Annotated in this window: 12 protein-coding genes, 1 tRNA gene and 1 pseudogene; 8 read left to right on the top strand and 6 right to left on the bottom strand. The window is 38.6% G+C overall.

All coding sequences use genetic code 11. The features are described from left to right. Positions 1-428, bottom strand: a 428-nt coding sequence (locus FJR08_RS03580; RefSeq protein ID WP_254435676.1) for a VOC family protein, incomplete at its 3' end; no start/stop codon positions are given. A gap of 632 nt (positions 429-1,060) precedes the next feature. Between FJR08_RS03580 and FJR08_RS03575 the strand changes: the two genes are divergently transcribed. Next, positions 1,061-1,327 carry a DUF4351 domain-containing protein gene (locus tag FJR08_RS03575; RefSeq protein ID WP_168632180.1) on the top strand — a complete coding sequence of 89 codons (267 nt, stop codon included), beginning with the start codon at positions 1,061-1,063 and terminating at the stop codon, positions 1,325-1,327. Here the strand turns inward: FJR08_RS03575 and FJR08_RS03570 are convergent. The 3 genes from FJR08_RS03570 to FJR08_RS03560 all read right to left on the bottom strand — a co-directional run bounded on the left by FJR08_RS03570 (position 1,290) and on the right by FJR08_RS03560 (position 4,640). Further along, positions 1,290-1,526: a hypothetical protein gene (locus FJR08_RS03570; protein ID WP_168632179.1), complete on the bottom strand. Its 237-nt coding sequence runs from the start codon at positions 1,524-1,526 to the stop codon at positions 1,290-1,292. The two genes, FJR08_RS03575 and FJR08_RS03570, sit on opposite strands and share 38 nt — an antisense overlap. Positions 1,527-1,595: 69 nt before the next feature. Continuing rightward, the gene (locus FJR08_RS03565) at positions 1,596-4,022 is read right to left on the bottom strand and encodes a hypothetical protein (protein WP_168632178.1); all 2,427 of its coding nucleotides are present in this window, start codon (positions 4,020-4,022) and stop codon (positions 1,596-1,598) included. Between the two features lie 450 nt (positions 4,023-4,472). Next, positions 4,473-4,640 (bottom strand): hypothetical protein, encoded by a 168-nt coding sequence (locus FJR08_RS03560; RefSeq protein WP_168632132.1) that lies wholly within the window; start codon positions 4,638-4,640, stop codon positions 4,473-4,475. A gap of 183 nt (positions 4,641-4,823) precedes the next feature. Here FJR08_RS03560 and FJR08_RS03555 point away from each other — a divergent pair. Next, positions 4,824-4,895, top strand: a tRNA-Lys gene (locus FJR08_RS03555). A gap of 137 nt (positions 4,896-5,032) precedes the next feature. Here the strand turns inward: FJR08_RS03555 and FJR08_RS03550 are convergent. Next, entirely contained in the window at positions 5,033-5,662 is a 630-nt protein-coding gene (locus FJR08_RS03550; RefSeq protein WP_168632177.1) for a hypothetical protein, read from the bottom strand. Between the two features lie 201 nt (positions 5,663-5,863). Here FJR08_RS03550 and fbp point away from each other — a divergent pair, with 201 nt between their 5' ends. The 3 genes from fbp to opcA all read left to right on the top strand — a co-directional run bounded on the left by fbp (position 5,864) and on the right by opcA (position 10,312). After that, the gene (gene fbp, locus FJR08_RS03545) at positions 5,864-6,901 is read left to right on the top strand and encodes a class 1 fructose-bisphosphatase (protein WP_168632176.1); all 1,038 of its coding nucleotides are present in this window, start codon (positions 5,864-5,866) and stop codon (positions 6,899-6,901) included. A 342-nt stretch (positions 6,902-7,243) separates the two neighbouring features. Beyond that, on the top strand, positions 7,244-8,773 hold the full coding sequence (zwf, locus tag FJR08_RS03540) for a glucose-6-phosphate dehydrogenase (RefSeq protein WP_168632175.1): 1,530 nt from the start codon (positions 7,244-7,246) through the stop codon (positions 8,771-8,773). A 165-nt stretch (positions 8,774-8,938) separates the two neighbouring features. After that, a complete protein-coding gene (gene opcA / locus FJR08_RS03535) occupies positions 8,939-10,312 on the top strand; it encodes a glucose-6-phosphate dehydrogenase assembly protein OpcA (protein WP_015080818.1) in 1,374 nt (457 codons plus the stop codon). Between the two features lie 140 nt (positions 10,313-10,452). On the opposite strand, the gene FJR08_RS03530 is transcribed toward opcA, so the two are convergent. Next, the gene (locus FJR08_RS03530) at positions 10,453-10,827 is read right to left on the bottom strand and encodes a hypothetical protein (RefSeq protein ID WP_168632174.1); all 375 of its coding nucleotides are present in this window, start codon (positions 10,825-10,827) and stop codon (positions 10,453-10,455) included. A gap of 648 nt (positions 10,828-11,475) precedes the next feature. On the opposite strand from FJR08_RS03530, the gene FJR08_RS03525 reads away from it, so the two are divergent. The 3 genes and pseudogenes from FJR08_RS03525 to FJR08_RS03515 form a co-directional block, all read left to right on the top strand. Next, positions 11,476-12,693, top strand: coding sequence for a type IV pilus twitching motility protein PilT (locus tag FJR08_RS03525; RefSeq protein ID WP_168632173.1), 1,218 nt, complete (start codon positions 11,476-11,478; stop codon positions 12,691-12,693). Positions 12,694-12,714: 21 nt separating this feature from the next. Continuing rightward, the gene (locus tag FJR08_RS03520) at positions 12,715-13,485 is read left to right on the top strand and encodes a circadian clock KaiB family protein (RefSeq protein WP_168632172.1); all 771 of its coding nucleotides are present in this window, start codon (positions 12,715-12,717) and stop codon (positions 13,483-13,485) included. A gap of 388 nt (positions 13,486-13,873) precedes the next feature. Next, positions 13,874-14,646 (top strand): annotated as a pseudogene (locus FJR08_RS03515) (hypothetical protein); the annotation flags it as partial.

The following is a 14,646-nucleotide window of genomic DNA, read 5'->3' as shown; positions in this document are numbered from 1 at the left end:
GTTGTTAGTGGTAATAATATTTGCTTGTTCCCTGTTCCCTGTTCCCTGTTCCCTGTTCCCTCTTGATGAGATTGGTGTAAAATTAATCTGTTGCCGTCGGGGTCGTAGGCATAAATTTCTTGACCGTGGGAAGCTGTAGAAATCGCTCCGGGTGGGGTACAGCCTAAAGATGTCAGGTGAGATATAGCGGTTTCTAGATTATTCACTTCTAAACACAAACTTAGCGGACTTTGGACATAAGTGACAAATTCAGGTTCGTTTGCCGATTTGGGTTTAAAAATCCCTAATTTTAAGCCAGAAATTTGAAATTCAGCATAGATATGGGGAATTAGTTTCTTTGGTTTTTGTTCTAGTAATTGAGTATAGAAACTGACTATATTATCAAAATTAACTGTGGCTATGGTGATAATTATACTATTATATTGCATATTTATTTTTACCATAGATTTGCCCCAGGAGCGGAGTTAATTCATCACCAGCGATCGCACCCAGCATAATTATTAGTTTAAACTAGTTTTTCTAAACATATTTCTTTTTTCTAGTCTTGCACAACTGTGAGCGATCTTTGACTTTTATCTAAAAAACATTATGTTTCTAGCTAAATCAAAAGCTTTGGATCATCTATAATCTCCAATTTTGACTACCATTCGCTTATATCTCAGGGCTGAAGTCACTGAGTTTTACACTTACCGAATATTTCTATAAGTTATTTGTATGGGATTTTGGCAAAAAAGAACATTCTCAATTATTGGGGGTTTATTCTCATTATTATTGAGAATTTTATCAATAATGTAACGAGTTTTGGTAATTTCAGCTAGGGGGGTTGACAGTGTTCCGAGTTTCGGGTATGCTTATGATATGGGTGGGAAAGTGTGCGCCCATATATATAAGGTTTTTATTTATCAAGATAATTATTTCCCAAATAAATCCCTCCAAGCAGGGAAATAAGAAAATAAAATTTGTCCTCATAACCAAAATACCAAGACGTTATCTCGTATCTTAGAATTAAGATGCAATTACAGTAGATGGATAACTATTAAGCCGTCAGGAGATAGAAGTAATGTTTTTAGTGAGTGATATTAAGCAAACAAGAGTATATCAAGAAGCAAAGCAGGAAGGTAGACAGGAAGGTAGAGAAGAAGGTAGGCAGAATGGTGAGATGATTTTATTAATACGTCAGTTATCAAAAAGATTTGGAAAATTGAAAGATATTTACATCGAAAATATCAACAGTTTGAATATAGAACAACTGGAAAAGCTGGGAGAAGCATTATTAGATTTTACAGATATTAATGGTAGACCACTAATTCTAATTCCTCTTTCTTGACAATTACTGCATATTCTGATTCAAATTCAGACCAAGGTATCATTTTTGTCATGATTACCCACGGATTATCTAATGCCAATTTCTCCTCGCAAGGTAGTTGAAACTTTTCTGGTGCTGTTTCTTGTTCTTGCGCTTTTCTATACATTCTATTACGCTTTTGTGCAAGGGTTTTTACCCATTTTAACTCTTTTTCTTGCACCTTTTCATTTTCTATCCCCCCTCAAGTCATTGATTTGTCACGGTTCTATGTTTATTCAGCAAGCCCTAGTTAGGGTTTGCTGAATAAGTCTCTCAAATCCACATTTACTGAAGTCAACTCTTGGTTTAAGAGATAAAATCTACCTATAATACTAACAGAATTATAAAATCCATTTTTAGATTTTTTCAGCATTATTTTGGCATTTCTTTGATTATTTATCCCTTTAAGGATGAGAACACCAGCAAAATTAAAACTACCTGATGCAGTTAATTTACTGCTATTTACACTAGCAGTAATATTAGCAAAAGTATAACCTAAAAACTTGAGATTCCCGGAAATACTAGCAGAATTATTGATATTACCATGAGTTCCCTTGCCTAGATTAACTGTAGCACCGTTGAAAGCTAAAATGCCAAAGTTGAAATTACTTGTGGCTTGAAATCCACTCTCATTCAGACTAATTCCTAGTAATGTGAATTGTTTACCCAGGAGAGTAATATCACCTAAACCAAAAATCTTTTTATTCATTAAATCTACTTTAAACTTAGGAACATTTAGCTTGAGAACATTGGCTAAATTAAGAGCTACATCATTAATTAAAACGTCTTGAAGGTTAAATGATAACGTACCCTTACCTAAAGATTGATTAAAACCAATAATATTTGTTTTTCCGGTTGCGCTTTGATTCTTTAAATTAACTGTGAGATTAGGAATAGTCAAAGTTAAGAAACTTGCTAAATTCAGTTGAACGTTCTTCAGGTTAACACTATTGTGATTAACATCAAAGGTAATCCCTACCAGAGTATTACCCAAAATTGAAACCTTTCCTGAACCACTACCAGAACCAGATTTTATATCTATAGTTAGGTCATCAACATCAATACTCAATAAATTAGCTAAACTCAAGTCAAAGTTTTTAAAGGTAGCATTGCTAGAAGTAATTTTAAATTCAACATTTGCAATTTGATTATTAAACAACTCTACATAGCCATCTCCTTGAAAATACTGCTCGCTAGGTGTTACGTTTAAAGCTAAATCTAAGCTATCGTCATCTGTTCCCTTAATTTTGATAAATCCTAAATCTATTTCTAAAACTTTTAACGAACCACTAATATTATTTAAACTTTTGTCACCTTCAAGGAATAAGATTGCTTCATGACCCCAAGCATTGACTTTGCCATTAATTTCTAAACCTTCTGATATTGGTTGGCCTGCAATCATCGTCGGGAAGGGAACATACTTAATTAATGGGTTAATTTTTCCGTCTCTATCCCTATCAATTGATTCGATAGTCAAATTTACCAGACTTTCTAATAAACCTAGGGCTTTGTTAACTAAATCAATTGAGCAACCTACTTGTTTGGTAATAAAGGAACTGACTAGACCGCGCCACAAATCTATTAAACTAACGGCTTGATTAGGAGTTAAAACTAAAGCTAATCGCTCAGGATCATTAGTATCTATGAGGAATGCTACCTCAATATCTATTTTTTCCCATCTCAAATCACCAATGAAGCCAAAATTATCAAAGTAAGGAGGTAAATATGTTCCACCTCCTTGAAACCTGATATTGCGAAGTTCAGTTCCTACCAAACCATAGGGATTATGCCAGGATTTTTCACTTTGTTGACAGAAAGATGCTGTTAAAGATTCAGGTTCGAGAGAGAGAGAACCAGAAAGAAATAGTTTAGGTTCTTTTTCCTGGGTAGGGTCGTAACCTTGAAGAATTAAATTTCCAGTTAATCCAAAGTTTGGCTCTAAATCAGGATCAATTTTTAATTCCATGAGCAAGTTACTAAAATTAGCTTTAAATTGTTGGCGGGAAAATAGTTGCATATCACTTGCAATATTACCTGTTAAGCTAACTTGTCCTGTGGGATTGAAACTAATCATAGATTCCAAGTATGTAATCCCTAAATTTTTATGTAGAAAATTACTAAAGTTTTTAGGGAACTTTCTTAAATCAATATCTCCGATAAAGTTTAGTCCTCTGTTTAAATTAATATCACCTGATTTTGAATGTGCAAAAGAATGGGCAATGTTAGTGATAATTAACTCTGAATTGGCTAATTTTAGATTGTTGATAATAGGAATTTTATTTGTGAGTTTACTGAAACTAAAATCACTAGTTAATTGATATCTTAATGTGGTTTTTCGTCCAAAAATCAATTCAATTTTTCTGTTATTTAGGAATCCTCGACACCTAATTTCAATTTTATGATGATTTTTATAAAGTTTACATTTTGATGCGGATATTTTAATTTCAGGTTGGCTAAATATTTCAACAATAATTCTATCTAGGGCTACATTCATGTATGGGATTTTACTATGAATGTTAAAAATTTCGTCTAAATTTAATTGCAAATCATGATCTAAATCTAAATCTAAATAAACTTCTGAATTTGACGAGACTAAATCTATATTATCCAAAGATTCCAGTTTTAATTTGAGAGCCTTAGGTAAGGTAATTCCTGCTAGGTCAATGTTAGGAGACATAAGTAAATTGACGTAAATGTTTTGAAGTTTTGAAAGGGTAGACGGTGATCAACTTCTGCTGCTGACACAGCGATGGGAGGAGGTAAGCCGGATTTCTCACAAAGAAAAGAAAAAAAGGGGTCAAAAACTGCGAAAATGTATATGTAACAAGCATTTCAGTAATTATAAAATATGACCCCAGTCAGAACAGATTGTATACCAAAACAGTTCACTTGCAAACAAGAAAAACTCCCTCCAGTAGTAGTGAATTTCCAGGGTGGTAAAGTAACATCAGATGCAGGTCTAAGTTTAATTTATTAAAAAATGATAATTTCATACAAATTTTTTACTTAAATTAAGAGAATTTTATCTTATTTTTTCAAAATGAGAATTGCTGCATTTTAACTCTTTTTCTTGCACCTTTTTCACTTTCTATCCCCATCAAGTCATTTATTTGTCCCGGTTTTATGTTTATTCAGCAAGCCCTACGTATGTAGCAGATGCCCTGACTTCTCTTTTTAAACCTACCCCTTTAGGAGTCTGCTTCTGTATGCTTTTAAATAAAGCCAGTAAGCGTTCATAACCAATTAAATGATTATCCAGATTGATTGCCGTATCTGGGTTTGAACTTTCCCCCATTTTTCCCCCAAGTTAATTTTGAGGTGAGGGAAATCTGAGGGAAAAACTAGATCAGTTATGTTACTAGCTGCTTACAACTGCTAACAGTCAAACCACTTTTATCATGCAATTTCCGTTGTTGCCAGTTTTTTAGCTGCAACACTAGCGCAAAATTCAAAAGTCTGATATTATGAGTTAATGAACGGGTGAGTAGCTCAACGGTAGAGCAGTTGACTCTTAATCAATTGGTTGCGGGTTCGATTCCCTCCTCACCCATTAGAAGCAATGATAATAGTTTAAACCTGCCTGGTAATGATAGCGTAGCTTGGCATAAGCCATATTCCCAGTCTCATGACAAAAGCCGACTCAAGCCGGCTCAAAGATGTTTATTATGTTTTGTCTATAAAATCAAATTAAGCCTCAACCGATACCATGCGTTTTTTAGCAAGATGGTTTCTGCGGAGTTTAGCAGCGCCAAAACAAACAGCTAATGATGCTGGTAGCGCAATAGGACTAGACTCAAAGGGAACAGGTGTCGCAGCAGTGAATTGTGTTGTAGTGTTGGTGTAATCGGCATAAGAGAAAGTACTCATATCAGTTAAATCGTTATAATAACTGTCATTCCCAGATGTTCCCAAAAATAAGAAGGTGTCAGCAGAATTGATAAACGAAGCATCAGCAAAAGTTATATTACCACTGGTAACGTTAAAAGCATTACCGTTACCAGTGGAAGAAAAATTATAACCAGAACCGACTCCTTTACCACCGGGACTAGATATAACCGTTGCTGTAATCCCTGGACCAGCGTTATTACCTTCCACTAAACCGCTTAATGTTCCCTTAACTAACCCGTTAGTACCTCCAGGCCGTGTATCCTGAAACTGAAAATTGAAACTAATAGCATGAGCCGGGGCTGCACTTAGGAAAACAGAAGCCGCAAATCCGCTTACAGCAAGGGTTTTAGCGATTATGGGGGGGTAGAGATATTGATCTTGACCATGACTATCAAAAAAATATTTACACAACTTGGTACACAGTATCATTCTACGTGCTTAGTGTCAACTACTTTGAAGATTTATTATCTAGAGAAAAATACTGAAAAACACAGATTCTCGACTTCTTCAAGAAGTCGAGAATCTTCAAATTAAAAATTCAATTCTTTAGTTTATATAAAATCACATTTAAGTTATCAAATTCCCTTTCTAAGATAGAAGCAGGAACATGACCCCATAGCAGCGAACAACATGACACAAATATCAGAATCTTTAGATTTGTCCACAGATAAAGCTTTAGATCGTGATTGTACAACATTATCCCGTCACGTCCTCCAGCAATTACAAAGCTTTGGATCAAATGCCCAGGATTTAAGTGCGCTGATGAATCGTATCGCTTTAGCGGGTAAATTAGTTGCCCGTCGGTTGAGTCGCGCTGGTTTAATGGAAGGGGTGCTGGGATTTACTGGAGAAGTCAACGTCCAGGGAGAATCCGTCAAAAAGATGGATGTTTACGCCAATGAAGTATTTATTTCCGTGTTCAAGCAAAGCGGCTTAGTCTGTCGTCTCGCTTCCGAAGAAATGGAAAAACCCTACTACATCCCCGAAAACTGCCCCATTGGTCGTTATACTCTCCTTTATGACCCCATTGACGGCTCATCTAACACAGATAACAATCTCAGTTTAGGTTCTATCTTTGCCATTCGTCAGCAAGAAGGAGAAGATGCTGATGGTGAAGCCAAGGATCTACTTACAAATGGACGCAAGCAATTAGCAGCCGGATATATTCTCTATGGACCAAGCACTATGCTAGTTTATAGCATAGGTACAGGTGTACATTCATTCATTCTTGATCCTAGTTTGGGTGAGTTTATTCTCTGTCAAGAAAATATCAAAATGCCAGATCATGCCGCCACCTATAGCGTTAATGATGGTAACTTCTGGCAATGGGATGAATCTTTTAGAGAATATATCCGTTATGTTCATCGCACAGAAGGCTATAGTTCCCGTTACAGTGGGGCAATGGTGAGCGATATTCACAGAATATTATTACAGGGTGGGGTATTTCTCTATCCCGGCACACTACAAAAACCAGAAGGTAAATTACGTTTGCTGTATGAAACTGCTCCTTTAGCGTTTTTAATTGAACAAGCTGGAGGTATAGCGACTACAGGAACAATGGATATTTTAGATGTAATTCCCACAAAACTGCACCAGCGGACACCATTAATTATTGGTAGTAAAGAAAATGTAGCCAAGGTCATGTCTTTTATCAAAACAGGTAATTAGATAAAACTCTAATTAATTAAAAAATCAAACCTCATGTTCCACATAGAACAAATAACAGAAAAACAGTCGGTTTTAACCGACTTTAGCTATAAGACAGGGAATTTATTCCCTGGATTCTGGATTCTAAATTCTGGATTCTAAATTCTGATTCTGTACTCTATGTACTTGCAATAACCTGTCTGTGTCCTTTCCGTGTGATTCATGAACTCTTTCAAAGGTCAAGTCAAGCTATTCTCACCTATAGAGGAGATTGCGGAATTTAAGAAAAGATCAGGAAGTAGAGATCTTTTTCTTCTTGCCCTTCACCTCTGGCAAAATCTAAAATCTAAAATCTAAAATCCTATGGTCAGTCTGCTAGAAAATCCATTGCGCGTCGGTCTACAGCAGCAAGGGATGCCCGAACCACAAATTATCGTCATCTTTGGTGCTTCTGGAGATCTAACCTGGCGTAAGTTAGTACCAGCGCTGTACAAATTGCGGAGAGAAAGACGTATTCCCGCAGAAACCACCATTGTGGGTGTAGCGCGTCGGGAATGGAGTCACGAATACTTCCGCGAGCAAATGCAAAAAGGCATGGCTGAAGCTCACGCTAATGTGGAATTAGGTGAACTTTGGCAAGACTTTTCCCAAGGTTTATTTTACTGTCCTGGGAATATAGATGACCCCGCAGGATACCAAAAACTGAAAACCCTATTAGCTGAACTAGACGAGAAACGAGGAACAAGAGGAAACCGGATGTTTTACCTCTCTGTTGCCCCTAATTTCTTCCCTGAAGCTATTAAGCAACTAGGGTTAGCAGGAATGCTAGAAGACCCCGAAAAACAGCGTTTAGTCATTGAAAAACCCTTTGGTCGTGATTTAGCTTCCGCTCAAAATCTCAACCAAGTAGTACAAAAGGTTTGTAAAGAAAACCAAGTTTATCGTCTTGACCACTACTTAGGGAAAGAAACGGTACAAAACTTGCTGGTTTTCCGCTTTGCTAATGCCATTTTTGAACCTTTGTGGAATCGGCAATTTGTAGATCATGTACAAATTACTGTAGCCGAAACTGTGGGAGTAGAAGACCGGGCGGGTTATTATGAAAGTGCGGGCGCGTTGCGAGATATGCTGCAAAATCACCTCATGCAGCTTTACTGTTTAACCGCCATGGAAGCACCTAACTCTATGGATGCTGACAGTATCCGCACGGAAAAGGTTAAAGTGTTACAAGCGACTCGTTTAGCTGATGTTAATAATTTGTCAAAATCAGCAATTCGTGGACAATACAGCGCGGGTTGGATGAAAGGTCAACAGGTGGCAGGGTATCGAACTGAACCAGGTGTTAATCCTGAATCTACTACCCCTACTTACGTGGCCATGAAGTTCATGGTGGATAACTGGCGTTGGCAAGGTGTTCCTTTTTACCTACGAACTGGTAAGCGGATGCCGAAAAAAGTCAGTGAAATTGCGATTCATTTCCGCGAAGTTCCTTCGAGAATGTTCCCCTCTGCGGCTCAACAAACAAACGCCAACGTTTTGGCCATGCGAATACAACCCAATGAAGGTATTTCCCTCCGGTTTGATGTGAAAATGCCCGGTGGTGATTTCCGTACCCGTGCCGTAGATATGGATTTTAGCTACGGCTCTCTAGGTATTTCTGCTACTTCCGATGCCTACGATCGTCTCTTCCTTGATTGTATGATGGGCGACCAAACTTTGTTTACACGGGCGGACGAAGTAGAAGCGGCTTGGCAAGTAGTTACACCTGCCTTGTCTGTATGGGATTTACCAGCCAATCCTGCGAATATTCCTCAGTATGAAGCCGGTACTTGGGAACCAGAAGAAGCAGAATTACTAATCAACCAAGACGGTCGCCGCTGGCGCAGACTTTAATTAGTCCTTGGTCATTGGTCAGTAGCAAAACAACGAACAACTGACAACGAACAACTGTACGGGCGAAGCATTTGGAGAACTATTTTTGGCAATGACCGATAATTTATCTTCCAAATGCTTCGCCCCTACTGACAACGAACAACTGACAACGAACAACTGACAAATATGATTTCCCAAGCACCGACAATTTTTTCTTTGCAAGCGCCCAAGGATGTTTCCCTCACAGAAATTGAGGTAGAACTTAATCAAGTTTGGCAAAGTTACGGTATTCAAGGGGAAGACGGTGGTTTACCCGCTGCTACCCGCGCCACAACATTTACTTTAGTAGTTTATGAACCGGAAGAAACTCAGTATTTGTTAACTGCAACCGGCTTTTACAAGGGTCCAGTTGACGGTATTCTCGGACCACAAACTAAAACAGCTTTACAGGAAGTCCAGAAAAAGCACCACCTTCCAGAAACTGGTACTGCTACACCAGAAACTCTGACGGCTTTACGGGCTGAATATTTCCAAAAGCAGCGCACTGGACCAAATGGAGATAATCATGGTGCAGCTATGGGGTATACTTTTAGTCCTACCAGTCCCACTATTGCTGACGAAATTGCTACCCGTAACCCTTGCCGAATTATTGCTTTATGTCCCATTGCCGGCGATGATGAAGGGGTAAAAGCCCAAGTTTCTGCCTATTGTCCCATTCAAAAGCAATCTTCCAGCACTCTTATCTGTTGTGAGTACATTACCCTTACTGGTACTGTTGCAGCTTTAGAACGGATTGGGGGCATGATTCCCGCTTTGTTAATTGGTGGTTTGCCTAAGTTCCTCTGGTGGAAAGCTACACCAGATGCTGGCAATACTTTGTTTAGGCGTTTAGCGTCTGTTTGCAATAATGTCATTGTTGACTCCTGCAACTTTAATACACCAGAAGATGATTTACTCAGCTTGCAGAAGTTAGTAGAATCTGGTATACCTTTGGCTGATTTGAATTGGCGGCGGTTGTCAGCATGGCAGGAGTTAACAGCACAAGCTTATGATGCGCCTAATCGTCGCGCTGCTCTTAGAGAAATTGATCGTGTCAATATTGATTATGAAAAAGGCAATGCTGCTCAAGCCTTATTGTATTTGGGTTGGTTAGCTAATCGCTTAGAATGGCAGCCAGTTTCCTATAAACAGGAAAACGGTGATTATAATATCACCTCGATTCAGTTCCTGTCTCAAGACCAAAAACACATAGAAGCTGAGTTAGCAGGTGTTCCCATTGCTGATATGGGGGAAATTATCGGTGATTTAATTGGTTTGCGTTTGAGTTCTACTAATATTCAAGCTAATTGCGGAACTGTGATTTGTTCGGAAACTGGCGGTTGTATGCGAATGGAAACTCATGGAGGCGCTCAGTCGTCTGGCTTGTTCCAACAAGTAACTTCTCTTTCTGAACAAAAAGCCGAAGCGTTGTTAAGTCAACAAGTACAACGCTGGGGACGTGAGGCTTTATTTGAAGACAGTTTAACTGCAATTGGCAACACTATTAAGTTAGGCAAGTAGTTAATTGGTGATTGGTGATTGGTAATTGGTAATTGGTAATACTTTTACCTCTTACCTGTTCCCTGTTCCCTTTTATAAACATTAAAAAACCCGGATAAACCGGGCAGATGTACTGTTTGTCGAGTGTTAGCCAATGATAATTATTGGTTAATTTTACAAGTTAAAGGACAAGCTGCATAAACAGTGGTTTGGGCTTTTTCAGCTTTACCATGCAACCAACTTAACCATTTTATTTGCGTAGGATGAATACCTTTAGCTGTTAGCACTCCAGCAGCAATTAATACTGCCATAACATTAAACATTACTAAACCACCTGCCACAATTAACACGGCACTAGCGGGCATCACAGATTGTAAAACAATGGACAATAGACAGCCAACCGTAGCCATCAATACAACCAATGGAAAGCCGACGACTAACAAGCACACTGCCAATGTAAATGTCCAGATTAAAAAGCTTTTCATCATTAACAAGGAGTCGGTCTGAACTAGATTAGAGCTTTGAGCAGAAACCATGACTTTTCCTCCTAATACACAGCAAGTTTAAATTTCAGTTGTTTATCACTCGAAAGCGAATTAACTGATTTTGTTTCAGTGAAATTTAGTATATAAAACCTTAGCTCCAAAATGAGCATTTCTTTACTAAAGTTTACAGTTGATTTTTTCTACTTATGAATAAGAATTCACATATACCCACAGGTAGGGAAGAGAGTTTTGGTCTATGCCTTGAGAAATATAGACTAAGGATAGATGAGAAGCAGATATTGATCCCCGCAATCTGATTACCCAGATGCTTAACATTTCTTATAAAAAACGATATTATTTCTCATAATTTATCAAAAAGTGATCAAAACAGATTGTAGATGATGGGTAATTCTTAATTTCTTTCACTTTGCCCCGCCTCTTTATCCTTAATTATTCTGTATTATTAGCGACTAACATATTACGTAAATCCTATGCAAGACCAAGGATAATCAGTATGTGTTAAAAAATATGTATATTGGTGAATAACCCACTAAGAAGACTGCATAACAGAGGCAGGAGGAGTAGGAAGCAGGAAGCAGGAAGCAGGAAGCAGGGGACAGGGAACAGAAGGAAAATATTTTCCACTGACAACTAACAACTAACAACTGACAACTGACCAATTAACAAAAGTGAAGATATATGACAGAATCACAAACATTCAGAATGCCGCCACCTTTGCCAAAAGTAAAAATACAGCATCAGTCGGCAAATTTAGAAATGAATGCACCAGCGCCGTCAATAATTACTCTGCCACCACCAATATATTCTTATGACAATGCGCCCACGGATGAACCTTTAGAACGGACATTGGCACAGCTTATCCAGGAAGCATTTGATGAAGGTTACTCTGATGTTCACTTGGGAGTAGGAGAAATACCCCGCTTCCGCAGCCGGGGCGAAATTCTGACCACAAGTTACCCCGAAGCTGATAAACCGACTTTTATGAATTGGTTGCGGGAGATTCTCACTGATGCAGAAATTCAAAGGTTTCAAGAACAGCTAGAATTTGATGGTGCAACTCAGTACGATTTTGCCCGTGTGCGGATTAATGTGTTTGATTCACTGCGCGGTTATGCTATGGTACTGCGGTTAATTCCTCTCAAAATTCTATCTATGGAGCAGTTGCGCTTACCACCAGTGTTTAGAGATATTTGTCACCATCACAAGGGTTTAGTTTTGGTGACAGGTCCTACTGGTTCAGGTAAATCCACGACAATGGCAGCAATGGTTGATTATATTAATCGGGAGATGGCTAAACATATTATTACGATTGAGGACCCGGTAGAATTTGTCCACCAAAGTCGTAAGTCTTTAGTTAAACAGCGGCAAGTGGGAATGCACACCCGCAAATTTGATAATGCTTTAAAAGCAGCTTTGCGGGAAGATCCAGATTTAATTCTGGTGGGGGAAATGCGGGATAAGGAAACTGTAAATACGGCACTAAAAGCGGCGCAAACAGGTCAATTGGTGATGGGAACTCTGCACACTAATAGTGCGGTAAAAACTATTGAACGGATTCTCAATTTGTATTCGGGTGAAGAACTGGAAGCTATGCGGATAGCGCTTGCGGAATCTTTAGTAGCTGTAATTGCTCAAGGTTTATGCCGCACTACAGATGGTCAACGGGCGGCTTTCCACGATATTCTCATTAATACTGAGGCTGTTAAGGAATGGGTGAAGAATGGCAAGTATGATGAGATTGCGGAGTTAATGAAACAAGCCGGTTTTGATGGCATGGTGACAATGAATCAGTCATTGCTCAATCTTTACCAAGAAGGCCGGATTACTGAGGAAACGGCGTTAGAAATGTCGCCAACTCCTAACGAAATGGCGCAATTCCTCCGAGGTCGTGTTTAATTAACAACTGACAACTGACCAATGACTAAGTTGAATTTAGACAAATTATCTAAACCCCAGTTGTTTAAGGGTATTGCTTTGTTTACGCCTGGAGGGGATTTAATTTATTGTATTGACCCTAGTAAACAAGGACGATGGCATTTACATTTATGTGCGGCTTTGCAGGAAATCCTCGATTTACCAGAGCCGCCACATTTTTTAGTTCCTTGTTATACTGCAACTATTGATCACTGGTTAAATCCTCGAACTCAACAAGTACAAATCTTTGCGGAGGCTTATCCAGCGGTGATTCGGCATCAGGCTGTGTTGAATGCGATTTTTGAGACGGGGGATTTGGTGTGGCAATCAGCACCTTGGCAAGATGGTTTGTGCGATCGCTTGGTATTATCAACTTATCGTTCTACATTTCCTCAACTTTGGCAAGATCATGATTTAATTGTGCGTTTGGATTTGGCTGATTCTCCCTCACAGTACCAGCAACCAGTCATTAATACACAACCAGTGCTACAAAAGATCCCAGGTCCCCCAGGCTTTGTTTTGCGTTTGTTTGTGGCTGGTCATAGTGCGACTACAGAAAAAATTTTACAAAACCTGCACGAATCATTAGAGCGATCGCTAGGATATCCTTATACTCTCAAAGTTATTGATGTTCTCACCAATCCAGAACAGGCAGAAATTGATCAAGTTTCTGCTACTCCTACTTTAGTTAAGGTTTGGCCTCATCCAATTCGGCGCATGGTTGGTAATTTACATAATGCGGACAAACTCCTACAAATGTTAGCGGGACAATAGACAACTGATGATAAAGAATGTATGGACTCTACAAGGATTTTAGGACTGGAATTAGCTGTAAAAAATCCTGTTAATCCTGATTCTGACAATTTTATCAAAAATTTACATAAATTCCGCTAAATTACTGAGAAGTCAGGATTACACTTAGAACCACTCATGAAGCAGCAATCATCAAGGTTGTGGCTAATTTTATTCATCTTATATCAATCTGATAACAGCTTTACAAGCAGAGATCAGATGATAAATTTTCTGCTGGCACGCATAAATATACGGATACTAAAAAAATAAAATTCACTAACTATTTAAAATTAAAGTATACAAGCTGCTATACTGGCTCGCATAGAATGAAAGGTAACAAGACCACTAATCTTTACATGAGAAGGCATCTATGTTTGAGCTATCCTTAAACTCTCAACAATCAGGGTTCATACCTACCTCCCCCTACAACAATCTAGGTTTGAGCGATTATCAAGATCCTGTATTCGCTGTTAATCCTGCTAATTCTTCTCAGTTACCTGTTCCGTTTATTGATACGGTTGTTCAGGCAATTAATGCAACTAAATATATCCTGAGTGGACTAAGCGGTAATTCTCAAAGAGATTACATTATGGGGACTGCTTTTGGTCTTTATAACCAGGAGTCAGCTAATCAAATATTGACAGATTGGGCGCGAAATAATTTTACTAATACACCGCATATAGAATTAGTATTTGGTCAAAACTTCAATGGAGCGTATGCAAAGGACAATAATACTATTTATCTATCTGGGGAATTTTTAGGGGCTAATAAGGATAATATTGAGGCTGTTACAGGGGTTTTAGTAGAGGAGGTTGGGCATTATTTAGATAGTCAAATTAATGTACAGGATGCTGCTGGGGATGAAGGGGATATTTTCTCGCGGTTGGTAAGGGGGCAAAGTATTAGTGAGGGAGAATTGGTATCATTGCATGGTGAGGATGATACAGCAACTTTTACTTTAAATGGACAAAATATTGCTGTTGAGATGTCTAAGGTTGCGATGGAAGTATTTAACAACCGCATCTATCAGTCAGTCAGAGGTACTGACAATGGAATTTATAATCGTTCCTCTGCTGATGGTACTAACTGGACTGCTTGGCAAAACTTCGGTGGTGCTACTCTCGGTGGACCTGATTTAGAAGT

Source organism: Dolichospermum sp. UHCC 0260, assembly GCF_009711985.1.
Taxonomy (GTDB): Bacteria; Cyanobacteriota; Cyanobacteriia; order Cyanobacteriales; family Nostocaceae; genus Dolichospermum; species Dolichospermum lemmermannii.
The sequence above is the reverse complement of the archived record's forward strand: the minus strand, read 5'-3'. Positions and strand labels throughout refer to the sequence as shown.